This window comes from Allobosea sp. RCC_152_1, from assembly GCF_041360765.1.
GTDB classification, from domain to species: domain Bacteria; phylum Pseudomonadota; class Alphaproteobacteria; order Rhizobiales; family Beijerinckiaceae; genus Allobosea; species Allobosea spartocytisi.
This window is the reverse complement of the sequence record NZ_JBFUPU010000002.1, coordinates 31,543-57,073: the sequence shown is the minus strand read 5'-3', so window position 1 is coordinate 57,073 and position 25,531 is coordinate 31,543. Positions and strand designations below refer to the sequence as shown.

General features: G+C 66.4%; 30 protein-coding genes and 1 tRNA gene. 22 read left to right on the top strand and 9 right to left on the bottom strand.

Annotated elements, in window-relative coordinates:
- The first annotated feature begins 2 nt into the window (after positions 1–2).
- The gene (locus AB6806_RS06590) at positions 3–224 is read left to right on the top strand and encodes a hypothetical protein (RefSeq protein ID WP_142021839.1); all 222 of its coding nucleotides are present in this window, start codon (positions 3–5) and stop codon (positions 222–224) included.
- A 2-nt stretch (positions 225–226) separates the two neighbouring features.
- Here the strand turns inward: AB6806_RS06590 and AB6806_RS06585 are convergent, their stop codons facing one another.
- Positions 227–772 (bottom strand): DUF924 family protein, encoded by a 546-nt coding sequence (locus AB6806_RS06585; protein WP_142021840.1) that lies wholly within the window; start codon positions 770–772, stop codon positions 227–229.
- Between the two features lie 141 nt (positions 773–913).
- On the opposite strand from AB6806_RS06585, the gene AB6806_RS06580 reads away from it, so the two are divergent.
- From AB6806_RS06580 to AB6806_RS06550, 7 genes are all read left to right on the top strand, one after another.
- On the top strand, positions 914–1,579 hold the full coding sequence (locus tag AB6806_RS06580; RefSeq protein ID WP_038358755.1) for a TetR/AcrR family transcriptional regulator C-terminal domain-containing protein: 666 nt from the start codon (positions 914–916) through the stop codon (positions 1,577–1,579).
- 15 nt (positions 1,580–1,594) lie between these two features.
- Entirely contained in the window at positions 1,595–2,614 is a 1,020-nt protein-coding gene (gene ilvC / locus AB6806_RS06575) for a ketol-acid reductoisomerase (protein WP_038358753.1), read from the top strand.
- A 189-nt stretch (positions 2,615–2,803) separates the two neighbouring features.
- Positions 2,804–2,989: a hypothetical protein gene (locus AB6806_RS06570; RefSeq protein ID WP_038358751.1), complete on the top strand. Its 186-nt coding sequence runs from the start codon at positions 2,804–2,806 to the stop codon at positions 2,987–2,989.
- 26 nt (positions 2,990–3,015) lie between these two features.
- The gene (locus tag AB6806_RS06565; protein ID WP_112764014.1) at positions 3,016–3,237 is read left to right on the top strand and encodes a hypothetical protein; all 222 of its coding nucleotides are present in this window, start codon (positions 3,016–3,018) and stop codon (positions 3,235–3,237) included.
- Between the two features lie 222 nt (positions 3,238–3,459).
- Positions 3,460–4,236 carry a helix-turn-helix transcriptional regulator gene (locus tag AB6806_RS06560; RefSeq protein WP_370954329.1) on the top strand — a complete coding sequence of 259 codons (777 nt, stop codon included), beginning with the start codon at positions 3,460–3,462 and terminating at the stop codon, positions 4,234–4,236.
- A gap of 141 nt (positions 4,237–4,377) precedes the next feature.
- Positions 4,378–4,758 carry a DUF1127 domain-containing protein gene (locus AB6806_RS06555; protein WP_142021842.1) on the top strand — a complete coding sequence of 127 codons (381 nt, stop codon included), beginning with the start codon at positions 4,378–4,380 and terminating at the stop codon, positions 4,756–4,758.
- 25 nt (positions 4,759–4,783) lie between these two features.
- Positions 4,784–4,936 (top strand): hypothetical protein, encoded by a 153-nt coding sequence (locus AB6806_RS06550; protein ID WP_166652992.1) that lies wholly within the window; start codon positions 4,784–4,786, stop codon positions 4,934–4,936.
- Positions 4,937–4,996: 60 nt separating this feature from the next.
- On the opposite strand, the gene AB6806_RS06545 is transcribed toward AB6806_RS06550, so the two are convergent.
- Together AB6806_RS06545 and AB6806_RS06540 are read right to left on the bottom strand one after the other, a co-directional pair.
- Positions 4,997–5,380, bottom strand: a complete 384-nt coding sequence (locus AB6806_RS06545) for a ComEA family DNA-binding protein (RefSeq protein WP_370954328.1) — start codon at positions 5,378–5,380, stop codon at positions 4,997–4,999.
- A 218-nt stretch (positions 5,381–5,598) separates the two neighbouring features.
- Entirely contained in the window at positions 5,599–6,123 is a 525-nt protein-coding gene (locus tag AB6806_RS06540; protein WP_210245649.1) for a DedA family protein, read from the bottom strand.
- 234 nt (positions 6,124–6,357) lie between these two features.
- Here AB6806_RS06540 and AB6806_RS06535 point away from each other — a divergent pair, with 234 nt between their 5' ends.
- The 3 genes from AB6806_RS06535 to AB6806_RS06525 all read left to right on the top strand — a co-directional run bounded on the left by AB6806_RS06535 (position 6,358) and on the right by AB6806_RS06525 (position 9,144).
- A complete protein-coding gene (locus AB6806_RS06535) occupies positions 6,358–7,239 on the top strand; it encodes an ABC transporter ATP-binding protein (RefSeq protein WP_081925216.1) in 882 nt (293 codons plus the stop codon).
- Positions 7,236–8,027 (top strand): ABC transporter permease, encoded by a 792-nt coding sequence (locus AB6806_RS06530; protein WP_038358745.1) that lies wholly within the window; start codon positions 7,236–7,238, stop codon positions 8,025–8,027. Before AB6806_RS06535 ends, AB6806_RS06530 begins: the two co-directional genes overlap by 4 nt.
- An 85-nt stretch (positions 8,028–8,112) precedes the next feature.
- A complete protein-coding gene (locus AB6806_RS06525) occupies positions 8,113–9,144 on the top strand; it encodes an ABC transporter substrate-binding protein (RefSeq protein WP_112764019.1) in 1,032 nt (343 codons plus the stop codon).
- Positions 9,145–9,217: 73 nt separating this feature from the next.
- Here AB6806_RS06525 and AB6806_RS06520 read toward each other — a convergent pair whose 3' ends face one another.
- Positions 9,218–9,955, bottom strand: a complete 738-nt coding sequence (locus AB6806_RS06520; protein ID WP_370954327.1) for a cupin domain-containing protein — start codon at positions 9,953–9,955, stop codon at positions 9,218–9,220.
- Positions 9,956–10,223: 268 nt separating this feature from the next.
- Between AB6806_RS06520 and AB6806_RS06515 the strand changes: the two genes are divergently transcribed.
- From AB6806_RS06515 to AB6806_RS06490, 6 genes are all read left to right on the top strand, one after another.
- Positions 10,224–10,661, top strand: a complete 438-nt coding sequence (locus AB6806_RS06515) for a hypothetical protein (protein WP_133563181.1) — start codon at positions 10,224–10,226, stop codon at positions 10,659–10,661.
- A gap of 124 nt (positions 10,662–10,785) precedes the next feature.
- Positions 10,786–11,634: a pyridoxal kinase PdxY gene (gene pdxY, locus AB6806_RS06510; RefSeq protein ID WP_113252433.1), complete on the top strand. Its 849-nt coding sequence runs from the start codon at positions 10,786–10,788 to the stop codon at positions 11,632–11,634.
- 10 nt (positions 11,635–11,644) lie between these two features.
- Complete coding sequence (locus AB6806_RS06505) at positions 11,645–12,760, top strand: endonuclease/exonuclease/phosphatase family protein (protein ID WP_038358737.1); 1,116 nt, start codon at positions 11,645–11,647, stop codon at positions 12,758–12,760.
- A gap of 16 nt (positions 12,761–12,776) precedes the next feature.
- A complete protein-coding gene (locus AB6806_RS06500; RefSeq protein ID WP_142021843.1) occupies positions 12,777–13,676 on the top strand; it encodes a PhzF family phenazine biosynthesis protein in 900 nt (299 codons plus the stop codon).
- The gene (locus tag AB6806_RS06495) at positions 13,673–14,395 is read left to right on the top strand and encodes an NUDIX hydrolase (RefSeq protein WP_142021844.1); all 723 of its coding nucleotides are present in this window, start codon (positions 13,673–13,675) and stop codon (positions 14,393–14,395) included. The genes AB6806_RS06500 and AB6806_RS06495 overlap by 4 nt, the downstream gene beginning before the upstream one ends.
- 28 nt (positions 14,396–14,423) lie before the next feature.
- A complete protein-coding gene (locus AB6806_RS06490) occupies positions 14,424–16,511 on the top strand; it encodes a M3 family metallopeptidase (protein ID WP_142021845.1) in 2,088 nt (695 codons plus the stop codon).
- Positions 16,512–16,631: 120 nt separating this feature from the next.
- Here AB6806_RS06490 and AB6806_RS06485 read toward each other — a convergent pair whose 3' ends face one another.
- From AB6806_RS06485 to AB6806_RS06475, 3 genes are all read right to left on the bottom strand, one after another.
- Positions 16,632–16,970 (bottom strand): hypothetical protein, encoded by a 339-nt coding sequence (locus AB6806_RS06485; protein WP_038358732.1) that lies wholly within the window; start codon positions 16,968–16,970, stop codon positions 16,632–16,634.
- Between the two features lie 83 nt (positions 16,971–17,053).
- A complete protein-coding gene (locus tag AB6806_RS06480; protein WP_112764025.1) occupies positions 17,054–17,560 on the bottom strand; it encodes a c-type cytochrome in 507 nt (168 codons plus the stop codon).
- A 110-nt stretch (positions 17,561–17,670) separates the two neighbouring features.
- Positions 17,671–18,312: a YoaK family protein gene (locus tag AB6806_RS06475; RefSeq protein WP_142021846.1), complete on the bottom strand. Its 642-nt coding sequence runs from the start codon at positions 18,310–18,312 to the stop codon at positions 17,671–17,673.
- Positions 18,313–18,720: 408 nt separating this feature from the next.
- Between AB6806_RS06475 and AB6806_RS06470 the strand changes: the two genes are divergently transcribed.
- The 5 genes from AB6806_RS06470 to AB6806_RS06450 all read left to right on the top strand — a co-directional run bounded on the left by AB6806_RS06470 (position 18,721) and on the right by AB6806_RS06450 (position 23,224).
- Positions 18,721–20,286, top strand: coding sequence for a 2-isopropylmalate synthase (locus AB6806_RS06470; RefSeq protein ID WP_112764027.1), 1,566 nt, complete (start codon positions 18,721–18,723; stop codon positions 20,284–20,286).
- Positions 20,287–20,649: 363 nt separating this feature from the next.
- Positions 20,650–21,927 (top strand): solute carrier family 23 protein, encoded by a 1,278-nt coding sequence (locus AB6806_RS06465; RefSeq protein ID WP_142021847.1) that lies wholly within the window; start codon positions 20,650–20,652, stop codon positions 21,925–21,927.
- A gap of 141 nt (positions 21,928–22,068) precedes the next feature.
- Positions 22,069–22,144: transfer RNA gene (locus tag AB6806_RS06460), tRNA-Lys, on the top strand.
- Between the two features lie 201 nt (positions 22,145–22,345).
- A complete protein-coding gene (locus AB6806_RS06455; RefSeq protein ID WP_248312498.1) occupies positions 22,346–22,849 on the top strand; it encodes an MgtC/SapB family protein in 504 nt (167 codons plus the stop codon).
- Between the two features lie 198 nt (positions 22,850–23,047).
- Complete coding sequence (locus tag AB6806_RS06450; protein ID WP_185747939.1) at positions 23,048–23,224, top strand: hypothetical protein; 177 nt, start codon at positions 23,048–23,050, stop codon at positions 23,222–23,224.
- Positions 23,225–23,243: 19 nt separating this feature from the next.
- On the opposite strand, the gene AB6806_RS06445 is transcribed toward AB6806_RS06450, so the two are convergent.
- Entirely contained in the window at positions 23,244–23,831 is a 588-nt protein-coding gene (locus tag AB6806_RS06445; protein WP_248311082.1) for an acyloxyacyl hydrolase, read from the bottom strand.
- A gap of 298 nt (positions 23,832–24,129) precedes the next feature.
- A complete protein-coding gene (locus AB6806_RS06440; RefSeq protein ID WP_370954326.1) occupies positions 24,130–25,518 on the bottom strand; it encodes a M20 family metallopeptidase in 1,389 nt (462 codons plus the stop codon).
- Positions 25,519–25,531: the final 13 nt, after the last annotated feature.

Below are 25,531 nucleotides of genomic sequence, written 5' to 3'. Positions count from 1 at the left end.
GCATGGCGCTGACGCCCCAAACGCTCAGCCTGATCGCGCTCGGCCTCGGCATCGTCGGCTTCGGCTGCCTCGCCGGGCCGGTGATCCTGCGCCTGACCGGCCGGGGGCAGGCCGAGCCGCTGGGCAGCGGCAAGAGCCTGCGCTCGCCGCTCTGGTGGGCGGGTTTCGTCCTGACGGTCGCGGCGATCTTCCTGCAGCGGATGGCGAGCCAGTCGGGCGGCTGAAGTCAGCCGGCGAAGCCGCCCTTGTCGAGGAAAGCCCGTTCGTCTGCTGTCGTCTGGCGTCCCAGCAGCGGGTTGCGATGGGGAAAGCGGCCGAAGTCGCGGATGATGTCGCGATGGAGCTCGGCGAATTTCACGCCTTCGGGGTCGCTGGCCGCCTCGCAGAGATGAACGCAGCGGTCCTGATGGACCAGCTCCTCCGAATGCATGAACGGCATGTAGAAGAAGCGCTGCTCAGGCGGCTGGTAACCTCGGTCGAAGCCGTGTTCGATTGCGCGTTCCGCGATGGCGAGCGCCTGCGCATCGGTGGCGAAGGCGCGGGCGCTGCCGCGGAACAGGTTGCGCGGGAACTGGTCGAGCAGGATGAGAAGCGCATAGGCGCCCTCCGGCGTTCCTTCCCAGTCGACGAGTGTGCCGGCGGCAGCCGCCTCATGGGCCGGCAGGAACCGCTCCCTGATCGCCGCGTCGAAGGCCTCGTCCTTGGCGAACCATTTCTCCGGGCCGGCTTCACGCCAGAAGGCAACGATGTCGGCGGCGCTGGGCAAGGTCATCGGGGCAAGCTCTCCTGTCTTTCGGCGATCCGGAGATAATTCTTTCCCGGGGCTCTGCCAGCCCCGAATAGGACTTGCCCACCATCCATGGCTGCGCTAGATGACTGAACCGTAACGTACGGTACTGGACCTTTCCCCCGCATGAGCGAGCCCGCGGCCGAGACGCAGAGCGAGACGCTGACCGCAAGGCAGCAGGCGGTGCTCGATGCCGTGCTCAGCCTGATGGTGGAGAAGGGCGACCATCTCACCATGACGGCCGTGGCGCGCCGGGCGAGCTGCTCCAAGGAAACGCTCTACAAATGGTTCGGCGACCGCGACGGGCTGCTGACCGCGACCGTGCAATGGCAGGCCTCGAAGGTGAGGGCGGGCAATTACGACCGGCAGAATCTCGATGCCGGCACCCTGCGTGAAAGCCTGAAGGGTTTTGCCGCCAACTGGCTTGAGGTGATCACCTCGCCGACCTCGATCGCGCTCAACCGCATCGGCATCAGCCAGGCGGCGGCCCGCAACGGCAATCTCGGTTCGATCGTGCTGGCCAATGGCCGCTTCGCCATCGGCGAGCGCCTGAAGCCGGTGCTCGATGCCGGGCGGGAGGCCGGGCTCATCGCCTTCGACGATACCGAGGCCGCCTTCCGCACGCTGTTCGGCCTTGTCGGCCGCGACGTGCAGGTGCGCCTGCTGTTGGGCGATACGCTGACCCTCAGCAAGGCCGAGATCGCCCGCGACGCCGAGCGCGCCGCCGAACAGTTTCTCACCCTCTACGGCACGGCGCAGAGCGCGCCGGGCCGGGACAAGTCCAACGCGTGACATAAGGAGACACCCATGCGCGTTTATTACGATCGTGATGCCGACATCAACCTGATCAAGGGCAAGAAGGTCTGCATCGTGGGCTACGGCTCGCAGGGCCATGCCCATGCGCTGAACCTGCGCGATTCCGGCGTCAAGGACGTCATCATCGCGCTGAAGGCCGGCTCGGCCACCCGCAAGAAGGCCGAAGAGGCCGGCTTCAAGGTCATGACCCCGTCCGAGGCCGCCAAGGTCTCCGACGTCATGATGATGCTGACCCCCGACGAGCTGCAGGGCGACATCTATCGCGACGAGCTGCACGCCAACATGAAGGAAGGCGCTGCGCTGCTCTTCGCGCACGGCCTCAACGTGCATTTCAACCTGATCGAGCCGCGCAAGGACCTCGACGTGCTGATGGTCGCGCCGAAGGGCCCCGGCCACACCGTCCGTTCCGAGTATCAGCGCGGCGGCGGCGTGCCGACCCTGATCGCGATCCATCAGGACGCGACCGGCAACGCCCATGACCTCGGCCTGTCCTACGCCTCGGCCAATGGCGGCGGTCGCGCCGGCATCATCGAGACCACGTTCAAGGAAGAGTGCGAGACCGATCTCTTCGGCGAGCAGGTCGTGCTCTGCGGCGGCCTGGTCGAGCTGATCAAGGCCGGCTACGAGACGCTGACCGAGGCCGGCTACGCCCCCGAGATGGCCTATTTCGAGTGCCTCCACGAGGTGAAGCTGATCGTCGACCTCATCTATGAGGGCGGCATCGCCAACATGAACTACTCGATCTCGAACACCGCCGAGTACGGCGAGTACGTCACCGGTCCGCGCATCATCACGGCCGAGACCAAGGCCGAGATGAAGCGCGTGCTGACCGACATCCAGTCGGGCAAGTTCACCCGCGACTGGATGCTCGAGAACAAGGTCAACCAGACCTCGTTCAAGGCGACCCGTGCCCGCTACGCCGCCCATCCGATCGAGGAAGTCGGCGCCAAGCTCCGCGACATGATGCCGTGGATCAAGGCCAAGGCCCTGGTCGACAAGACCAAGAACTGAGGCAGGCGCCGGATTTCGCACGCGGGTTCATCATCCTGCGAATCTGAGTCCGGAACCGCTTCCAACCGCTTGAAAATGCCTGGAACGGGCGCTCGCAAGGGCGCCCGTTTCGCATGGACGGGGCCGCGATGGGAACCGCTTTCCGCGGCGGGCGTTTATGTTCCAGTCGATACCCGCAAGGAGCGTACGATGACCCATCAGGACGAGCTGAGACACGGGGCGATCGAGCGGCTGCACCGGCGCCATGCCCGTCGCGGGCTCGCCGATGTCGCAAAGCCCGTATCTTGGGGCGATCCGCTCTTCATCCTGCTGCTGGGCAGTTTTCTCGTGGTCACGCTGCTGGCGAATGTGCTGACGCGCGCTATCGGCGGCTGACAGGGCTCGAACGAGCGGAGGCGACGATGCAAGACGACGTCAGGGAACGCGAGGCGCGCATTCCGGAGAGCGGTGGCCAGCCGATCCCGCCGATGCGGGCTGATGTCCATTCCGATGTCGATCCGGCGGTCGAGACCCCGGTTGAAGCAAGACAAGGCTTTCTCGATCGGCCCGTGCTGGTCGTCCTGATCGTGGGCCTGATGCTCGCGATTGTCGGCTGGTTCGCGGTCGGGATGTGGGCCGACTGAGCGGGCGCCAGGCGTCCCCGCAGAAATGTTCCATGACGAAACAGTCGAGGCTGAACAGAGGGAGGCGATGATGACACCGATCCGATCGATGCCTGCGTCCCAGGGCTTTCAGTTCAAGTTCGCGTATCTGGTTCTGGGCGCTTCTTTTGCCTTGCTGACAATGGTTGTCCTGGGCCTGCTGTAAACGCCCGAGACGCAAATCCGCGTTGCGAAGGGCAAGGCGTGTCGCAATTTTCGGTGAGCAAGCTCCTGGACAGCGAGATCGTGCTGGTGCGCGATGTCGTGTGCTCCGGCGAATGCCGGCACCGCAGCGACGAGGAATGCACTCACGCGACCCATCTGGTTTTCCCCTATCGCGGCGTCTTCGTGCGCCATGTCGGGCGCGACGACACGGTCGCGGAAAGCAACCAGGTCCTCTTCTTCAATCCCTATGAGGGCTACCAGGTCAGCCACCCGGTTCCGGGCGGCGATGCCTGCCTCGATCTGCGCCTCAGCGAAGAGACTTTGCATGAGCTCGCGCCGGCAGAGCTGCTGCGCGCCGGCACGGTCGCCTTCCTGACGCAACGCCGACGGATCGATCCGCGTGCGCAGGCGCTTATGGCCCTGCTGCGATACAGCCTGCAGCGCGGCGTCGCCGAGCCGCTCGAAGCGGAGACGCTGGCGCTGACCCTGGTGCGGCGAGCGCTGGGCGAACGCACCTCGCATGCCGCTGGTGCGTCCATCGGTCGGCGCAAGCTGGTTGACCGGGCGAAGCTGGTGATGGCGTCCGATCTCGCCCGGCGTTGGACGCTGGCCGAGATCGCGCGCGAGGTCGGTGTCTCGCCGGTCTACCTCACTCAGGTCTTCGCCCAGGTCGAGGCGGTGCCGCTCTACCGCTATCAGCTGCGCCTGCGGCTGGCGCGGGCGCTGGACCTGCTCGGCGACTGTGATGACCTGACCCAGCTCGGGCTCGAGCTCGGCTTCTCCAGCCACAGCCATTTCAGCGCCGCCTTCCGGTAGGCTTACGGCCGCACGCCGGCGGAGTTCCAGCGTTCGCTCAATCTCCGCTGACGCAGGCTGTCACGGATCGCGAAAGATTCTGACAGCAGCTGTCAGCACGAAAGTGTCCTCTTCCGTCATCACAACCGACGGAGACAGGTCATGATCAGCTTCATCATCGGATCGGCCAAGCCCGTATTCGCGGCGGCCGATGTTCTCGGACGGATTCTTGGCGGGATCGGCCATTGGCTTCAGGCGCGCCGCGACTATCGCACCCTCTGCGATATGAACGAGCGCGATCTGCGCGATCTCGGTTTGCGCGACAGCGATCTGCGCGACGCGACGGCCGCCCCCTTTTTCGGCGACCCGACCGCGATCATCTCGCTGCGCGCCGAGGAGCGGCGCGGCTTGGCGGGAGGGGAAAGCATCGATGCGGTCCTGCGCGCCCTGAGCGCGGGAGCGCCGGCGCGGCCGGAGCGGATCGCTAAAGAATCCGACAGCGCCGGAAGTGGCCGGATGGTCTTTCTCAGGGCGGCCGAATGAGCGGCCAACGAGAAGGAGGAAGGCGATGAGTGGAACCTGTGCAGCCTGCGACTGCGAGCTCGACGAGAACCCGATTAAGGTCACGGTCGGCGGCAATACGGTCGAGGTCTGCTGTGACGATTGCGCCCAGGCGCTGCGGGAGGCGGATGCTTCGCAAGCGCAGGCGAGCGGGCACTAGCTTGCCGCAAAACGAAAAAGCCGGCCGCGGAAGCGGCCGGCTCTTCTATTTCGATTGGGATCAGAAGGTGACCTTGTCCTTGATCTCGGCTTCGACATTCGAGAGCAGGGTGCCGCGTTTCACCAGATCGGCGAAATCCTTGAACTTCGCCTTGCTGCGCTCCTCGATGATCTTCTTGGCGCGGGCCTCGCCAATGCCCTTCAGCGTGTCGAGCTCGGCCGCGGTCGCCGTGTTGATGTTGATCTTCTTGGCCTGCGTGGCGCTGGGCTGCGCGGCCGCCGGAGTGGCGGGCTTGGCGGCCGGCGCAGCCTGCGTTGCCGGAGCTGCCGGGGCGGTGACCGGAGCGGCGGGCTTGGCCGCGGGGGCCGGCTGCGTCGCCGTCTGGGCGAAGGCCTGGCCGCCCATGGCGGCAAGGGCGACGAAGGGGATCAGAAAACGGGACATCGTCATAACAAAGACCTCGTTTAGGTCGGTCCGGATCGTCACGTCCAACGGGAGCCGGGTCCCTCCGTCGGACGACGCTGACGGCGTGGGGCCGTTCAGCGTGCCGTGCCGGGCTCGCCGATGGTGGCGTGCCGCGATGCGACGATGCGAATAGACGTCTTTCGAATTGAACGGCCGCAGAATGGCGCGTTCACCCGGCAGTCAGGTTTCCGGCGCCTTCAGCGGGCGAGGAATTCGCTGAGCCGGCCGACGCCGTAGAGCAGCCCGAAGCCCCAGGCGAAGGAAGCGAGCCAGTTCGCGAGCTGGAACTGCCAGAACGGCATGCTCACGAGGCCGGCGACGATGGCGATGACCGCGCGCAGCGGGCCGAAGAAATGGCCGATCACGATGCTGAGGCTGCCCCAGCGCTCGAAGAAGGCGTGGCCGCGATCCAGCAATTGCGGGTTCTTGTTGAAGGGCCAGTGGTCATGGACGCGCGGGCCCAGGAGCAGCCCCACCCAATAGGACACCCAGAAGCCGCTGCCGGCACCGAGCGAGGCCGCGAAGGCCAGCGGCACGAGGTTGAGGCCCGAGGCCCCGGCGACGGCGCCGAAAGTGGTGAAGAACACCGTGGCTGGCACGAGCCAGGACAGGATCGCGACGCATTCGGCGAAGGCGACGGCGAAGACGATGGGAATCGCCCATTGCTGATGGACCTGCATGAACTCCACGAGCGCCTTCATGGCTTGTTCGAGGTCGGCCATGGCGTTCGCTTCGGCTCCGGTCAATCGAGGGCAGCGCTGGCATATGACCGTGTCGATCGAACGATGCAAGCGACGGGCGGCCGCAGGGGCAGCGTCCAGCCCCATTGGACGGGCGCCTGCCACCGGATCGCGCCCCGGCCACGTTGCCTTCCCCGGACGATCGCCTATTAATTCCGACAACGCTGAAGAATGGATGGGCCGCGCGACAGGCCGGCCGACGGGGAAACGGATTTCATGGAGTTGCAGGATCGCCCGCCTGCCGTTGCGGCGGGAGCAGAGCCGGTTTCGTCGAATGGTCCGGCCGTCGCGCTCGGACAGGTCGACATCACCTTCCATCTTGCGAATGGCGGCCGCTACCAGGCGGTGAAGGGCATCGACCTCAAGGTTGCGCCCGGCGAGTTCGTCTCCATCGTCGGCCCGACCGGCTGCGGCAAGTCGACCCTGCTCAACGCGGCGGCCGGCCTGCTCGCGCCCTCGGCCGGCAAGGTCGAGATCTTCGGCAAGCCCTTGGCCGGGCTCAACCGCCGCGCCGGCTATCTCTTCCAGCAGGATGCGCTGATGCCGTGGAAGACGGCGCTGGAGAACGTCAAGGTCGCGCTGGAACCGATGGGCATTGCCGACCGCGAGGCGGACAGCCGCGCCCGCGAGTGGCTGGCGCGTGTCGGGCTTCGCACCTTCGTCGACCGCTATCCGCACATGCTCTCCGGCGGGCAGCGCAAGCGCGTCAGCCTCGCGCAGATGCTGATCCGCAACCCCGAGATCCTGCTGATGGACGAGCCCTTCGGGCCGCTCGATGCGCAGACGCGGCAGATCATGGGCAATCTGCTGCTCGACCTCTGGTCGCGCGACCGCAAGGCGCTGATGTTCGTGACGCATGATCTGGAGGAGGCGATCGCGCTTTCCGACCGCGTCGTGGTGATGTCGGCCGGGCCGGCGGCGGGGATCGTCGCCGACTACAAGGTCGACTTGCCGCGCCCGCGCGACATCGCGGATATCAGGCTGGAGAAGGCCTTCCACGAGATCCATCGCGATATTTGGTCGTCGCTGCGGATCGAGGTGCAGAAGGCCTATGCGATGGGCGAGGGGCGCGAACTCGTCGGAGGAGACGCATCATGAAGCGGATGAAGCTCCTCTCGCTGCAGATCCTGGTGATGGTCGTCTTCCTGGCCGTCTGGCATGTGATGACCACCACGAGCCTGTTCGGCGACATCAAGACGAGCCAGTTCTTCTTCTCGACGCCATGGGCGGTGCTCGCCCGCACCGTCAAGGAGCTCACCGGCCCCAGCATCTACTGGCATCTCGGCATCACCCTGACCGAGACGGTGCTGGCCTTCGTCATCGGCTCCGCCGCCGGCATCCTGTTCGGCTTCGCTTTCGCGCGAAACGAGCTGCTCTCGGCGGTGTTCGACCCCTATATCAAGGCGGCGAATGCGCTGCCCCGCGTGGTGCTGGCGCCGATCTTCGCGCTCTGGTTCGGGCTCGGCATCTGGTCGAAGGTGGCGCTCGGCTTCACGCTCGTCTTCTTCATCGTGTTCTTCAACGTCTATCAGGGCGTGCGTGAGGTCTCGCCGACGATCCTCGCCAATGCGCGGATGCTGGGCATGAACGAGCGCCAGCTCTTCAAGCATGTCTACTGGCCCTCGGCGCTGACCTGGATGTTCTCCTCGCTGCACACCTCGGTCGGCTTCGCGCTGGTCGGCGCGGTGGTCGGCGAATATCTCGGCTCCTCGGCTGGGCTCGGCTACAAGATCCACGAGGCGGAGAGCGTCTTCGACGTCACCGGCGTCTTCGCCGGCATGCTGATCCTCGCCATCTTCGTTATCGCGATCGACGCGCTGGTGACGCTGGTCGAGCGGCGGCTCCTGGTCTGGCGCCCGACGCAGAGCACGACGACCACAACGTAAGGCGAGTTGCCGCCCCGGGCTCATCTCGCCTATCGTCATGCCCAAGCGCCTGCCAGAAGCGCCTTTCCCAACCGGAGGTTACGCCATGAAACTGACCCGCCGCGACGCGCTGGCCGCGCTCGCCGCTTCCACCGCCATCGGCATCGCCCCTCATGCCGCCTTCGCGCAGGCGGCCGAGAAGCCGAAGCTCACGCTCGGCGTCGGCGGCAAGCCGCTGCTCTACTATCTTCCGCTGACGGTCGCGGAGAAGAAGGGCTACTTCAAGGAGCAGGGGCTCGAGGTCGAGATCAACGATTTCGGCGGCGGCGCGAAGTCGCTTCAGGCATTGGTCGGCGGCTCGGTCGATGTCGTGACGGGCGCCTATGAGCACACCATCCGCATGCAGGCGAAGGGGCAGGACATCCGCGCCGTCATCGAGCTCGGCCGCTTCCCCGCCATCACCATCGCCGTGCGCAAGGATCTCGCCGACAAGGTCAAGTCCGCGGCCGATTTCAAGGGGCTGAAGATTGGCGTCACCGCGCCGGGCTCCTCGACCTCGCTGACTGCGCAATACGCCATGGTCAAGGCGGGCCTGAAGGCCGACGACGCCGCCATGATCGGCATCGGCGCGGGCGCCAGCGCCGTGGCCGCGATCAAGCAGAAGCAGGTCGACGTGATCTCGCATCTCGACCCGGTGACCTCGAAGCTCGAGGCCGATGGCGACATCGTCGTGCTGATCGACACCCGCACCGAAGCTGGGACCAAGGCGCTGTTCGGCGGCTCGAACCCGGCGGCGGTGCTCTATCTCAAGAACGATTTCGCCGAGAAGAACCCGGTCACCACGCAGAAGCTGGTCAACGCCTTCATGAAGGCGCTGAAGTGGCTCGAGACGGCCAAGCCGGAGGAGGTCGCCGATCTCGTGCCGCAGGAATATCTCCTTGGCGACCGGCCGCTCTATGTCCGCGCGGTCAAGAATTCGCAGGAGAGCTATTCGCGCACCGGCATCGCCACGCCGGACGCCATGAAGAGCATGTACGACTCACTCAAGCTGCTCGACCCGGAGCTGACCAACTCCAATGTCGACCTGTCGAAGACCTTCATCGACAGCTTCGCCAAGAAGGCGGCTTCGGGGGCGTAGCGCATACCGGTTTTCGCAGGGACCCGCGCCGTCATTCCGGACAAGCCTGGAATGACGGCGCGTTTCCCGTGCTCTAGCCGCGCTTTCCGCCCACCGAGATGAAGGCCATGAGGCAGGGCTCCGGCAGCGGGTTGCGCCAGCGATGGCGGGTTCCGTTCTGCACGATGCAGTCGCCTTGCCGCAGATGGACCCTCTGCCCGTCATCGAGTTCCAGCGTCATCTCGCCGCGAACCACGACGCCGTAGTCGATCGTGTCGGATGTGTGCATGCCCGGCGCGCCGCGCTCGAAATGATCCCCCATGCGCGGGACCTTGTCGGACATTTCCTGCAGCGCGCTCTCGAAGGTGACGCCGGCCGGCGGCTTCCAACCCTCTGGCCGCCTCGGGGGATAGGAGATCAGGCGAAACATCGTGCCTCCGGGACCGGGAAAGGCTTTCGTCCCTTCGAGCATCGGGTCCGGTTCGTGGCCGGTGAGCCCCGGCACGCCCTCGGTCATGTAGAGTTCGTAGAAGGTCAGCCCCGGATTAGAATCGATCTCCACCACCTTGGGCGTGACGTCGAAGGATTTGAACACCGACTTGCCGGCTTGGTCGCGGCCGGTCAGCGCCCGTTTGGGGGGCGGCAGCTCGCTTGAATCCTTCGATGTGGCGGATCGCGGCATCGCGGCCAGCGCACCGCCGCCCGCCATGACGGACAAGGCCTGGAGCAATCGGCGCCGGTCGCCACCTTCCAGTCCTGCGGAGGAATGCGGCGTGTCGTCCCGGGTTTTATTCTTGTTGCGCGGCCACCAGTGCCAAGAGAACCTGCTCATCGGCGTCCTCCGCTGTTTTGATTTTTGCCGCTTTCTGCCGCGGTTTCGTTTTCGTCGGCGTCGGTCTTCTGCGATTTCTGCAATGTAAGAGTGATGCGACGTTATTATTGTGATGATTTGAATTTATCCCTGCAACTAGACCTTAGATGAATCTGAGGTCTCACGCATTCGACTAAAGCCCAATAGTGTTGAGGCTCGCTTCGGGCGGATATTGTCGTGAAATGCGGCGGGAAAATTCTCGTCCGGCAAGAGACGTAGAGGTGCCTGCATGAAGCCGGATGCCGCTGCCTTCTTCGCTGAAATCATCCTGATGCTTCCGATGAGCTATTTCCTGCTGGCGGCGCCGGGTTTTCTGTTTTTCAGCCTCGACATCCCACCCGTCGCCCGGCTTCTGCGCGGCATGTTCCATGCCTATTTCCTGATGCTGGCGATTGCCGGCGGTGTCGGGGCGCTGGCTCTCGCCGTGGCGGGTCAGCCGACTTTCGTCATCGGCATCGGCGTCCTGGCCTTTGCGATCCTGGCCCGGCGCTGGTTTCTGCCGCGGATGGATGTCGAGATCGGGCAGGTTGGGGAGGCCGACAAGGCCAGCGGGACCGGCATGGGAGCCCGGCTGCGCCGGTTGCATCTGGGCGGCATGGCATGCAATGCGGCCGCGCTGGCCGCCGTGGCGAGCAGTGTCCCTTATGTCGTGGTCGCGCCGGGCTGAGCGGACGCCGTCCTCCTTCACCCGCGCACCAGGCTGATCCTCTCCATCACCGCTTTCGATTTGCGCCTCGCGCGGGAGCGGTTAGGTTCGCGGGCTCATCGCGAACGGGGTGCCGCTTCGGACCATGAATATTCTCTCGATCCAGTCCCATGTCGCATACGGCCATGTGGGCAATGCCTCCGCGACCTTTCCGATGCAGCGCCTCGGCGTCGATGTCTGGCCGATCCACACGGTGCAGTTCTCGAATCACACCGGCTATGGGAGCTGGAAGGGCCGGGTCTTCGATGGCGGCATGATCGACGAGGTGATGGAGGGCATTGCCGAGCGCGGCGTGCTGCCGAACTGCGACGGCGTGATCTCCGGCTATATGGGCTCGGCCGATATCGGCCATGCGATCCTCTCGGCAGTGGAACGGGTGAAGGCGGCCAATCCCAAGGCGCTCTATTGCTGCGATCCGGTGATCGGCGATGTCGGCCGCGGCGTCTTCGTGCGGCCGGGCATTCCGGAGTTCATGCGCGAGCAGGCCGTGCCGGCCGCCGACATCGTCACGCCCAACCAGTTCGAGCTGGAATTGCTGACCGATATCGAGGTCAAGACCGTCGCCGATGCCCATCGCGCCGCCGAGGCGCTGCGCGATGCCGGGCCGAAGGTGGTGATGGTGACATCGCTCGTCACCGAGGAGACGCCCGCGGATTCGATCGACATGATGGCGGCCGACGCCAAGGGGAGCTGGCGTGTCCGCACGCCGAAGCTCGACGTCAACATCAACGGCGCGGGCGACGCCATCGCAGCACTGTTCTTCACCCATTATCTGCGCGACCAGTCGGCGGCGTCGGCGCTGAGCAAGGCGGCCTCCTCGATCTACGGGCTGCTGAAGCGGACGAAAGAGGCAGGCTCCCGCGAGATCCTCACCGTGGCGGCGCAGGACGAGTTCGTCACGCCCTCGCGGGTCTTCGCGCCGGAAGCGATCTGAGCACATCGCGATGAAGCTGCGCGTCGGCACCTTCAATGTCGAGAACCTGCTGACGCGCCATCGCTTCGAGCCTGGCGGACGCACCGAGACGGCCGCCGCGATGTCGCTGTTCCATTTCCCGCGCGCCGATGAGCGTGACGCGGTCGAGCGCTCGCTGGCCGTGGCGCTGGAAGACGACAAGCGCCAGATGACGGCGCTCGCCATCGCCGAAGCGCAGGCCGATCTCTGGATGCTGCAGGAGGTCGACTCGCTGGCGAGCCTGCAGGCCTTCTTCGCCAATTACGTCCACCGCATCGCCGATCACCGCTACGGCCATTTCACGCTGATCGACGGCAATGACCGGCGTGGTATCGACATCGGCTTCGCCGCGCGGCGCGATCTGTTCGGGCAGGGCCAGGTCACGGTGCGCTCGCATAAGGACCTGACCTTCGCCGAGGCGGGCGTCCATGACCGCGAGCTCGCCATGCTCGGCATAGGTCCGCAGGCCAAGGTCTTCGCGCGCGACTGCCTGGAGGTGGAGCTCAGCTTCAACGGGCGGCGGCTCAGTCTGTTCGGCTGTCATCTCAAGTCGATGAACAATGGCCGCGAGGACGGGCGTCAGATGACGCTGCCGGTGCGCCGTGCCGAGGCGCGGGCGGTGAAATGGCTGATCCAGCAGCGCTTCGGCGGCGGCTGGCGCGAGACGAACTGGATCGTGCTCGGCGATCTCAACGGCTACCGTTACGGCCTCGGGCCGCTGGCCGAAGCTGTCGACGAGGGCGACAGCGGCATCGAGCCGCTGCTCGACGATTTCGCCGTCGATCCGATGGAGACGCTGCCGGCGCATGAGCGCTGGACGCATTTCCGGCGCTATTGGTCGGAAAGCCAGGACAGGCTGGTCGACAGCCATATGCCGCTCGATCGCATCCTGCTCTCGCCGGCGCTGGCGGCGGCCAATGCGAGCCCCGCGATGCAGATGATCCGGCGCGGCCTGCCTTATCGCGTGCCGCTCGATCCGCGCGCGCCCGATCGTTCCATGGCGCGGCTGGCGACCTGCGCCGACCGCTATCCGCGCGTCGGCTGGGACCGCCCGAAGGCCTCCGACCATTGCCCGCTCACCATCGATCTCGAAATACCCCAGGGGTGATCCCAAGGATGCTCAGATGAAACGCCGCTTCGTCACGCTCGACGTCTTCACCACGCGCCGCCATGCCGGCAATCCACTGGCGGTGGTGCTCCAGTCGGAGGGGCTGGATACCGAGGCGATGCAGGCCATCGCACGCGAGTTCAACCTGTCGGAGACGGTCTTCGTCCTGCCGCCCGACAAGCCGGGGCATCGTGCGTCCATCCGCATCTTCACGCCGGGCGGCGAATTGCCTTTTGCGGGGCATCCGACGGTCGGCACGGCGGTCTGGCTGGCGCTTTCCGACGAGGCCGAGGGGCGTTCCGCTGATATGCTGGTGCTGGAGGAGAAGGTCGGGCTGGTCTCCTGCGCCGTCGAGGTCAAGGGCAGCCATGCCGGCCATGCCGTCTTTACCTTGCCGCGCCTGCCGGAGCGGGCGGAGCAGCAGGTCGCGGATGCGCAACTGGCGGAGGCGCTCGGGCTTGATCCGGCTGATCTCGGTTTCGGCGCGCATCGGCCGAGCGCCTTCTCGGCCGGCGTCGCCTATACGATAGTGCCCGTCGCCAGCCGCGAGGTGGTCGCCCGGGCGAAGGTCGCAGGGGTTTTCGAGCGGGTGATGGCTGCGACGCCGAACGGCAATGCCTTCGTCTATTGCCGCGAGACCGCCGAGGTCGGGCACAGCTACCATGCCCGCATGTTCTGGCCGGGTGCGGGTGTCGTCGAGGATCCGGCGACAGGCAGTGCCGTCGCGGCCTTCGCCGGCGCCGTCATGGCCTTCGACAAGCCCGGGGACGGCGACCACCGCCTCGTTATCGAACAGGGCTATGAGATGGGCCGGCCGTCGCAGATCACGCTGGAATTGAGCGTGCGTGAGGGCGCATTGGTCTCGGCCCGCATCGGAGGTTCGGCCATCGTGGTCAGTGAGGGCGTGCTGTTGTGAGCGACGGCGTCGAGAACGGCACGATCGTCCGGCTCGAACGGGTCGATGCCCGGATCGAGCCCTACGACTGGGCCTATGCCTGCGAGAATGCCGAGAGCATCGCTGCGCACTGGGCCAGGATCAGCGCCGGCAAGCCGGAGATGTTCAACGGGCGCGTCATGTTGCAGAATCGTGCGGCGATCCGCGACGGCGTGTTCGAGGCCAGCTATTTCGAGACCGATTATGCGGCCTTCATGGCCTGGCGCGATGCCGGCCATCCAGGCCCTGCCATCCGCAACGGTTTCGCCATGGCGGCGCTCAGGGCCAATGACGGCGCCTTTCTCTGCGGCAGGATGGGGGAGCACACCGCCAATGCCGGCAAGGTTTATTTCGCCGCCGGCACGCCCGATCGCGAGGATGCCCGCCCGGACGGGACGCTCGATCTCGCCGGCAGCGTCACGCGCGAGCTCGGCGAGGAGACCGGGTTGCGGGTTGAAGAGCTGAGCGTCGGCGCCGGTTGGACCGCGGTGATCGAGCAGGGGCGCATCGCCTTCATGCGCGAGGTCAGCATCGATCTTCCGGCCGATGAGGCGCGGACGCTGATGCTGGGGCGGATGAAGCACCTCGAAGAGGAAGAGCTCTCCGACATCGTCGTCGTGCGCGATCTCGTCGAAACCGAAAAGCACGACATGCCGCCCTTCATGCGCCGCTATCTCGCACATATCTTCGGCGGCGTCTGACCCGCGCCTGTCTCACGAAAGTGTTCCGATGACCTCTGCCGAAACCGCCTATCCCGAAGCCTTGCCGCTGCCGGCGGAGAACCCTTTCGCCGCGCGCTGGGAGACGCCGTTCCGTCTGCCGCCTTTCGCCGCGATCAAGCCAGAGCATATCCGGCCGGCCTTCGATGCGGCGCTCGCCAAGCACAAGGACGAAATCGCGGCGATCGTGGCCGATCCGGCAGTGCCCGACTTCGAGAACACGATCGAGGCGCTGGAGCGGGCAGGGCGCGCGCTCTCCCGCGTCGGTGGCGTGTTCTACAACCTGACCGGCGCCGACACGAACGAGGCGCTCCAGGCGATCGAGCGAGAGATGTCGCCGATCGCCTCGCGGCACTGGTCCGCGATCATGATGGATGAGGGGCTCTTCGCCCGCGTCGATGCGGTCAATGCGAAGGCCACGGCGCTTGGTCTGGATGCGGAACAGGCGCGGCTGCTGGAGCGGACCTACAAGGGCTTCATCCGCTCGGGCGCCAAGCTGAACCCCGAGGACAAGAAGCGCCTCGCCGCGATCAACGAGCGCCTGGCGGGGCTCGGCACCCAGTTCAGCCAGAACGTGCTGAAGGATGAATCCTCCTATGCGCTCCTGATCGAGGACGAGGCGGGCCTCGCCGGCCTGCCGGAATTCCTCAAGGCGGCGATGGCGCGCGCGGCCGCCGACCGGGGCAAGCCCGGCCAGCATGCGGTGACGCTGTCGCGCTCGATCATCGAGCCCTTCCTGACCTTCTCGACCCGGCGTGATCTGCGCGAGGAAGCCTTCATCGCCTGGAGCAAGCGCGGCGAGAATGGCGGCGAGAGCGATAACCGCGCGATCGTCGCCGAGATGGTGAAGCTCAGGGCCGAGAAGGCGAAGCTCTTGGGCTATCCGACCTTCGCGCATTTCAAGCTCGACGATGCCATGGCGAAGACGCCGGAGCATGTGCGCGGGCTCCTGGAACTGGTCTGGAAGCCGGCCAAGGCGCGCGCGGCGCGCGAAGCGGCCGAACTCGCGGCATTGGCTCAGAGCGAAGGCGAGAACGGCCCGATCCGCCCCTGGGACTGGCGCCACTATGCCGAGAAGGTCCGGCAGAAGACCTATGCGCTCGATGAGGCCGTGCTGAAGCCATATCTCCAGCTCGACCGTGTCCGGCAGGCGGCGTTCGACGTCGCCGGCAAGCTGTTCGGCCTGTCCTTCGCCGAGCGGCCGGAACTTCAGGGCTACCATTCGGACGTGCGCATCTTCGAGGTCAAGGAGACCGCGAGCGGGCGCCATATCGGCCTGTTCGTCGGCGACTACTTCGCCCGTGCCTCGAAGCGCTCCGGCGCCTGGATGAGCGCCTTCCGCGGCCAGCGCAAGCTCGATGGCGAAACCCGGCCGATCATCGTCAATGTCTGCAATTTCGCGAAGCCGGCGGAGGGCGAGCCCGCGCTGCTCTCGCTCGACGACGCCCGCACGCTCTTCCACGAGTTCGGCCACGCGCTGCACGGCCTGCTCTCGGACGTGACCTATGGCTCGCTCGCCGGCACATCGGTCGCGCGCGATTTCGTGGAGCTGCCCTCGCAGCTCTACGAGCACTGGTTCCTGACGCGCGAGGTGATGCGGAACTATTGCCTGCATGCCGAGACCGGCGAGCCGATCCCCGAGGCGCTGATCGAGAAGATCGAGAAGGCCCAGACCTTCAACCAGGGTTTCGCCACGGTGGAGTACACCTCCTCGGCGCTGGTCGATCTCGCCTTCCACTCGCTGGAGGCCCCGGCAGAAGTCGATCCGCTTGCCTTCGAGGCGGCGGAACTCGCCCGCCTCGGCATGCCCGCCGAGATCACCATGCGGCACCGCACGCCGCATTTCACCCATGTCTTCTCGGGCGACGGCTATTCGGCCGGCTATTACAGCTATCTCTGGTCCGAGGTGATGGATGCCGACGCCTTCAACGCCTTCACCGAGACGGGCGACGTGTTCTCAGCCGAGGTGGCCGAGAAGCTGAAGCGCTACATCTATTCGGCCGGCGACACCCGCGATGCGGCGGAGGCCTACACGCTCTTCCGCGGCCGGTTGCCGACGCCGGATGCGCTGCTGGAGAAGCGGGGGCTGGCGGCGTAATCGCCGCATTCCGTCATGGTCGGGCTTGTCCCGACCATCCACGTCTTCGCTGGTCGAGCGTTGCGTTCAAGACGTGGATGCTCGCCACAAGGACGAGCATGACGGCGGGGGTTTTACGACTCAGCCCGGATAGCCGAACTTCGTCTTGGTCGCGTGGAGCTGGCCCAGCGCTGCGCCCTCGTTCCCGGCGGAACAGGTCGCGCTGGCGCGGCTGAGATCGGCACTGGCGCGATCATGCACGCTCTTCGTCGTGTGGCCGATGGCGACGTCGTTGTCGAGCACGGCCTGGAAGCGGGCGATCTCGCCGGCGCAGCCCGAGCCCGTCGGCATGTGGAAGGTCGAGGGCGTCACGCCCGGCGCTGCCTGTTCAGGCGGCGGGGCGGGCGGTGTCGCGACGGAAGCCGTCTGGCAGGCCGACAGCAGGATGGCGGAGAATGCAAGAACAGGCAGATGGCGCATCGGAAAACTCCGCAGATGCAAGTCGAGCCGACGATGTCTGATTCTCGCGATCAGTGAAATCGCGCGGCCGCTCGACCCGCTCTCTATTGCGGCATGACGACGGAGAGGCGGGGAGCGGTCGCCTTTTCGTCGGGGCCGACGATCGCCGGGACCCGGTTCGCGATGGGCTTCAGGCTCTTGAGATAGGCAGCGAGCGCGAAAGCGTCGGCGTCGTTCAGCTTGCCATAGGCCTTGTAGGGCATGGCGGGAGCGAGGATGCGGCCGTCGGGCCGGGTTCCCAGGCGGACGGCCTTGACGATGTCAGCCTCCGACCAGGAGCCCAGCCCCGTCTCATGGTCGGATGTGAGATTGGGCGGAAAGAAGGTGCCGAGGCCCGGAATGTGAAAGCCGACCTCCGATCCCGCCAGCCGGCGTTGCATGTCCGGCTTGCCGAGAAAGATGCCGGGCGTGTGGCAGCCGGCGCAATCCATGATGTTCGCGAGGTATTCGCCGCGCCTCAGCTTCTCCTGCGATGGGGCCGTCTGCGCGGTGAGGGCCGCCGGCACCGCGAGGGCAAAGAGGGTGAGCGCGCCCAAGATCGCTTGCCGCATGACTGTCCCCAGCGCTCGAACCGGTCGCCCGACCGGACTTCGTCCGTCCGGTCCCGTCACTTTCCGGCATAGGTGACGTTGGGGCAGCTTAGCATTGCTCCAACCAAAATCTAGTCGTGTTCGGGGATGAAGAGGGCCAGCACGGTGAAGACCGCCGCGGCCGCCGCTGCGAGCCAGATCGCGTCCAGCCCGATCCGGCCATGGGCCACGGCGCCCATGATCGCGCCGCCGAGCAGGCCGAGCCAGAGGATGAAATGGCGCAGGAAGGCGAGCTTCGGCCCGCCGAGCAGGGCGCCGGCGATGCGCTGGCCCATCTTCACCAGCGTGCCGGTCATGTAGGTCAGCCCGATCGAGACCTCGCCGTCGCGCTGGAAGACGCCGTTCTCGGCGCCCATGGCCAGCGCCAGGACGCCGGCTCCGGCCATGCTCAGGCCCAACCTGTCGAGCGAGGCCGAGATCAGGAGGGCGAAGGTCACGAAGGCCAGCACCGACGCCTTGCGCCGTCGATGCCCGAAATGCCCGGCGAGCGAGCCGCAGATGACGCCGCCGACGAAGAGCCCGAGGATTATCGCCGCCAGCGCGATGCCACCGGCATGGCGCCCCGCGAGCTCGATCGCGAAGCGGGTGGTGTTACCGCTCATGAAGGAAACGAAGAAGCCGCCGAGACTGAGGAAGCCGAGCGCGTCGACGAAGCCGGCAAGGCCGGTGAGGCAGAAGGCGAGCCCGATGGCGGGGCGGTCGTAGCGCATCATGGGCGCGGGTCTCCGGCAGCGCGAGGCCGGGTCTCCAGCGCGGCGCGACCGCCGGCCGAATCGCGCAACGGCAGCATAATCCACAGAGGGCCTCTGTCATTTGTCCTGCGAGGCATGAGACACATGCTTGCGCTCGGGCGGTTCTTTCGGTTACATCCTGTCCCGTCGATTTGAGGAACGCCCGTGGTTTCGACCGCCCGCCATGACCTGACGAAGGACTGCGCCGCTGCGCAGATCGTCGGCATGTGCGCTCGCGCTCCGCTTTCGCTTCTTGGCCTTCTTCTCCTTAGCCGCCCCTGAGGGCCGGCCGGGCATGCTGCCTGGGCGCTCAGGGGATTGACGAGAACCGCCAATAGAAACCCCGCGCCCTCATCGACCGCAGCGGCGCACCGACACCGGAAGCAGACCATGACGAACCCGACCCAGACCGGCGGCTCCTCGAAAGAGCGCGTGCTGATTTTCGACACCACCTTGCGCGACGGCGAGCAGTGCCCGGGCGCCACGATGACCTTCGAGGAGAAGCTGGAGGTCGCCGACGCTCTCGACATCATGGGCGTGGACATCATCGAGGCCGGCTTTCCGATCGCCTCGGAAGGCGATTTCGAGGCCGTCTCGGAGATCGCGCGCCGGCTGAAGCGCGCCACGGTTGCCGGCCTCGCCCGCGCGATCAGCGCCGATATCGCCCGCGCCGGCGAAGCGGTGCGCCATGCCGCGAAGCCGCGCATCCACACCTTCGTCTCGGTCTCGCCGATCCATCTGGAATACCAGATGCGCAAGAGCCAGCAGGAAGTGCTGGACATCATCACCGCGACGGTGACGCAGGCCCGCAACCTGGTCGAGGATGTCGAGTGGTCCGGCATGGATGCCACGCGCACGCCGATCGATTATCTCTGCCGCGCAGTCGAGACCGCGATCAAGGCCGGCGCGACCACGATCAACCTGCCCGACACGGTCGGCTATGCCACGCCCGACGAATACCGCGCCATGTTCAAGGCGGTCCGCGAGCGCGTCCCGAATGCCGACAAGGCGATCTTCTCGGCCCATTGCCACAATGATCTGGGCCTCGCGGTCGCCAATTCGCTGGCGGCGATCGAGGGCGGCGCAAGGCAGGTCGAATGCACCATCAACGGCATCGGCGAGCGCGCCGGCAATGCGGCGCTGGAAGAGATCGTGATGGCGCTGCGCGTACGCGGCGATGTGCTGCCCTACGAGACTGGGATCGACGCGACGCAGCTGATGCGCGTCTCGAAGGCGGTCTCCGGGGCCTGCTCCTTCCCGGTGCAGTACAACAAGGCGATCGTCGGCCGGAACGCCTTCGCCCATGAGAGCGGCATCCACCAGGACGGCATGCTGAAGAACAACACCACCTATGAGATCATGACTCCGGCCTCGGTCGGCGTGACCAAGACCTCGCTGGTGATGGGCAAGCATTCCGGCCGCGCCGCCTTCCGCTCCAAGCTGAAGGAGATGGGCTACGAGCTGGGCGACAACCAGCTCGAGGACGCCTTCACCCGCTTCAAGGCGCTGGCCGACCGCAAAAAGCATGTCTACGACGAGGATATCGAGGCGCTGGTCGACGAGAACATCGCCACCGCTCATGACCGGATCAAGCTGGAATCGCTGACGGTGATCGCCGGCACGCGCGGCCCCCAGCGCGCCACCATGAAGCTGGACGTCGAGGGTCGTCACGTCACCGAGGAGGTCGAAGGCAACGGGCCGATCGACGCCATCTTCAATGCGATCAAGGCGATCGTGCCGCATGAGGTGGCGCTGGAGCTCTACGACGTCCATGCCGTGACCGAGGGCACCGATGCGCTGGCCGAGGTGACGGTGCGGCTCTCTCGCGACGGCTCGTCGGTCACCGGCCGCGGCGCCGATCCGGATACGCTGGTCGCTTCGGCCAAGGCCTATCTGGTGGCGCTCAACAAGCTGATCGCGCGGGGCGGGCGCCTGCACGCACAGGCGGCAGAGTAAGGCGCAATACCTTCTCCCCTTGCGGGAGAAGGTGGCCCTCAGGGCCGGATGAGGGGTCGCGCAGGTCCGAAGCTGCGGTGTTCGGCTCGCGATCGGCGTCGCGAGAGCCCTCACCCTGACCCTCTCCCGCAAAGGGGGAGGGGATTGCCGGGGCAAGCCCGGGGTATGATGGCCGATTTCTCCTGATTCCGGTGGATGACGCCGGCGCCATCTGGCGCCGGCCCCGCTCTTGCCTTCATCTGCTCTTCCGGTGCGGTCGCTCCCCGGCGACCTGGAGCGACGCTCCAGGCTTCCTGGTAACGATCACGTTTGATCGTACTCGCACGGGTTCGCGCGAGCACGACGCGATCTTTTGGGGGAGCGATGGCGATGGGCTATTTTCCGAACTGGACCTTGAAGACCTCGGGCGCCGTGCTGCCCGATGAGCGGCTGCCGGCGGGACAAACCGTCGTCGCCGGCCTGCAGCATGTCGTTGCGATGTTCGGCTCGACCGTGCTCGCGCCGTTGCTGATGGGCTTCGACCCCAATGTCGCGATCTTCTTCTCGGGCATCGCGACGCTGCTGTTCTTCGTCATCACGCGCGGGCAGTTGCCGAGCTATCTCGGCTCCTCCTTCGCCTTCATCGGCGTCGTCCTCGCGGCGACGGGCTATGCCGGCACCGGCCCCAATCCGAATATCGGCGTGGCCCTCGGCGGCATCATCGCCTGCGGCGTGGTCTATGCGGTGATCGGCGCTATCGTGCAGGCGGTGGGCACGCGCTGGATCGAGACGCTGCTGCCGCCGGTGGTGACCGGCGCCGTCGTCGCCGCGATCGGCCTCAACCTGACCTCGGTCGCGATCGGCATGATCTCGGCCAGCCCCTATACCAAGTGGATTGCGCTCTTCACCGTCGTCGCGGTGGCGCTGGTCGCGGTCTATGGGCGCGGCCTGGCGCAGCGCCTGCCCGTGCTGATCGGCGGGCTTGCCGCCTATATCCTCTACGCACTGACCGCGCCGAGCTTCGGCGCGCAGGCGATCGATTTTGGCAAGATCGGCGCGGCCGCCTGGTTCGGACTGCCGCATTTCGTGGCGCCGGTTTTCGACACCAAGGCGATGGCGCTGATCGTGCCGGTCGCGATCATCCTGGTCGCGGAGAATCTCGGCCATATCAAAGGCATCTCGGTGATGACCGGGCGCAATTTCGACCATCTGATCGGCCGCGGCTTCATCGCCGACGGGCTGGGCACCGTGATCGCGGGCGCGGGCGGCGGAACCGGTGTCACCACCTATGCCGAGAACATGGGCGTGATGGCGGTGACGCGGGTCTATTCGACGCTGGTCTTTGTCGCGGCCGGCATCATCGCGATCCTGCTCGGCTTCTCGCCGAAATTCGGCGCGGTGATCGGGACGATCCCCGTCGCGGTGCTGGGCGGGCTCGCGGTCGTGGTCTTCGGCCTGATCGCCGCCACGGCGGGCCGGATCTGGGTCGAGAACAAGGTCGATTTCTCCGAGCCGAAGAACCTGATCACCGTCGCGACCGCGCTGATCCTCGGCGCGGGCGACCTCAAGCTGCCGATCTTCGGCTACGAGCTCGGCGGCATCGGCACGGCGACCTTCGGCGCGATCGCGCTCTATCACCTGCTCAACCGCCGCGCGGCGTGACAATTCACAGGCACGTCGCAGAAATTCGGCGGGCCTGCAAAATTTCTGTCATGGATGGGTGGACAGGGCGGGGGGCCTTTGCTACACGCCCCCTGCCTGACGCGGCCATCACCGCCGCGACGGCGACGCTTCGTGGCGTATGGGTGATTAGCTCAGTTGGTAGAGCAGCTGACTCTTAATCAGCGGGTCGTAGGTTCGAGCCCTACATCACCCACCACGGATTTTCCTGAAAAATCAAAAGCCTGAACTCCGGAAGGCACTGTGCCTTGCGGCGGGCCGGGGATGAGGCGAGCCTGCGAAAGCCTCGCGCGGTTCATGTCGTCGCGCGACATTCGCGCTGCCGCTTCACCGTCCCGGAACCCTCGGAAACCGGGGGCGAGCCCATTGTGCCACTGGACCGGAGGGCAGCCTCCGGCTCATGGTGGATCGGCCGGGATCGGGCAGTGAGCGGATGGGGGCGGCGGTGGAAGCCGAACAGCTTCTTCGATTGGTGATCGGCATGGCCGCCGGCCTCGTCATCGGCTGGCAGCGGACGGTGCGGCACAAGAATGTCGGCATCCGGACCTTCGGCCTCGTCGGGCTGGGGACCGCAGCGGTTTCCAGCCTGTTCAGCGAGACGCTGCATCCCGACGCGGCAAGCCGCATCGTTCAGGGCGTTCTGACCGGGATCGGTTTTCTCGGGGCCGGGCTGATCATCCGCCGCAACAACGACCTGATGCCGCACGGGCTGACGACGGCGGCCGCGATCTGGGTCACGGCGGCGCTGGGCTGCGCGGCCGGACTCGGGCATTGGCAGGTCGCCGGAGCCGCGACGGTGCTGGCGCTGGTCCTGCTCTTCCTCGACCATTCGGTGGAGCGCTGGGTCGCCGGACGACCGCCGCCGCCGAAAGAGCTACGGGACGACGGCCCGAAGGCGGACTAGGAGCTTCCATTCCGGCGTGCCTGCGCGGGCGATAGGGGGCTGTCTCGGCTTGCCGGCCGGCGGCGGACGAACCTTTGCGCGATTGCGACGTTCCCTTCGCAGGAAGGTCGATCGCAAATGATGATAGCTAATCATGGGCTCGCTGCCGGGCCCGGTAACACTCCAGCCGTTCCCGAGCCGCCGCCGGAGGCACCGCCCTTGACGCCGGGCCAGGTGCCGCCGGCGCCGCCGGTCGAGGTTCCGCCCGATGCGGAGCCTCAGGGCATCCCGACCGAGCCGCCGCCGGAGCTGCCGCCCAATGCGCCGCCGGAAGCTCCTCCGGCCACGCCCGTCGACCTGCCGCCCGGGCGCGATCCGCGCCAGCCGCAGGAGTGAGGGGCGTCCGGCCGGATCCTCAGAAGACGTAGCCGACGCGCACGCCGTAATTGGTCATGCCCTGATTGTCGTTGCAGAGGCCGGCGTTCGACAAATGCTCGACCGTGGCCATGACGCTCCAGTTCTGGCTGATGCGGTAGCCCAGCGAGGCGGATTCACGAAACAGAGGCGAGCAACCGAGGGCGAGCCTGTTCCGTGGAACGAAGTCGCTCGTCTTGCCATTGTGGAAGCCCAGGCCGAAGCTGGCTTCGGCGAAGAGCTTGTCGGTGAAGTCATAGGTCCAGGTGAAGCCGGCATAGACATGGCTGGTATCGCCGGCGGTGTTGATGGTGGTGCCGAGATGGATGCGCGGCACGAAGAACGCCATCACCGGATCGGCCGGCTGGAACGGCTTGACGAAGAGGAGCTCGAGATTGACGTCCGCGCTGCCGCTCTCTCGTCCGGCGGGATTATGCGCGAGAACGCCGCCACGCAGCTCAGAGATCAGGCCGACCCCGACGGCTGGCGGCGCATAGGCCAGGGGAGTTGTGAGATCAGCCGCGTTGGCGGCCTCGAAACCGAGGAGGCCGACCATAACCAAGAGCAGGACGCCCAGAGACAACTGCATAGACCGCATGCGTCGAATCCCCGCTGTGATTCGCCAAGGCTAACAAATCTCGTGCCAGGGAGAATCGCCAAAACATGGTTTGCACTTCGTTAATGACAGGTGTGGCGCCGTCGCCACTTGTTGCAGGCGGCCGTCACTGCGGGACATGCTGCTTATGGCCGAAATCCATCGCAGAACACGGCGCCTGACAACGGATCCGGGATCGGCGCCGCGGGGCTCCTCCTCGGTTCCGACCAAAGGTCGGCCCGAGGATGGCTTGTCCCGGAACGACGGTGCATTCCCTGAAAGTCCGCTGCGCCTAGACTGCGGGCGCCTCGCCCGAGCCGATGTCCCAGTAGAGCCCGGCCATGGCGGTCAGCCCCTCGCGGGCGATGGCGATGGGCAGGTGCTCGTCCGGGGCGTGCTGCTGGCAGCCGGGATAGGAATGCGGCACCCAGATCGTGCGCAATTTCAGGATCTCGGCGAAGATGTCGTTGGGCAGCGAGCCGCCGAGATTGGGCAGCAGCGCCGGCTTCTTGCCCGTGCTCTTCGCGATCGAATCGATGGTGAACTGCACCCAGGCATCGTCCGGATCGAGCCGCGTCGCGCCGAAGCGCTCCGTGCCGGGCGTGACGATCTCGACCATCGGGAAGCCGTGGCGGTCGAGATGACGGCGCAGCGCCGGAACGACGTCATGCGGGTCGATGCCGACGACGAAGCGCAGGCCGCAGCGGGCCCAGGCGCTCGGCGGGACGGCGTTGACCGGCGTTTCCGGCACGCCGGACTTCATCGCGAGCACATCGAAGGAGCACCAGCCGAAGACCTGCTCGGCGGGCGTGAGGCCGGCCTCGCCCCAGTTCGGATCGATCTGCGGGCCGTCGGGGCCGCCATCGACCTCGCAATCGGCGACCGCGCGGCGCACCGCGGCGGGCAACTCCTTCGGCACCCATTCATGGATGCGGATCTGGCCGGTGGGCGAGGTGATCGAGGCGATGGCATGGGCGAGCTGGATCGCCGGATCGGACAGCAGTCCGCCCCAGTTGCCGGAATGGTGGCCGGCGTCGCGGGCCTTGATCTGCAAGTCGAAGGTGATGACGCCGCGGGCGCCCAAGAACACCGTCGGGCGCTCGGCATTGAGCCGCGGCCCGTCCGAGGCGATCAGGATATCGGCCTTGAGCAGCTCGGCCTCGTCGGCGCAGAGCTCGCGCAGGCCGGGCGAGCCCGATTCCTCGCCCATCTCGATCAGATATTTGGCGTTGAAGCCGAGCTTGCCGCGCGTCTCCAGCACGGTGCGCAGGCCGTTCAGGTTGATCAGGTGCTGGCCCTTGTTGTCGACGACGCCGCGGCCGTACCAGCGGCCGTTCTTCTCGACGAGCTTCCAGGGTGAGAGGCCTTCGCTCCATTGCGCGTCGAGGCCGCGGATGACGTCGCCATGGCCGTAGCCGAGGATGGTCGGCAGGGCAGGGTCCTCGATGCGCTCGGCATAGAGGAAGGGGCCCTTGGCCTTGGGATGGGTCAGGATGCGGCAGGCGAAGCCGAGGTTCTCCAGCAGCGGGCGCATCTCCAGATCGAGATATTCGGAGAGGACGGGCGCGCGATCGGGGTTCTGGCTTTCGCTGGGCATCGCGACGAGGCGTGCGAGGTCGCTCTTCATGCGGCCTGAATCGAAATAGTCCTGAGCTTTCGCAATCGCCTGCGCGCGGGTCATCGTCGGTCCTCTC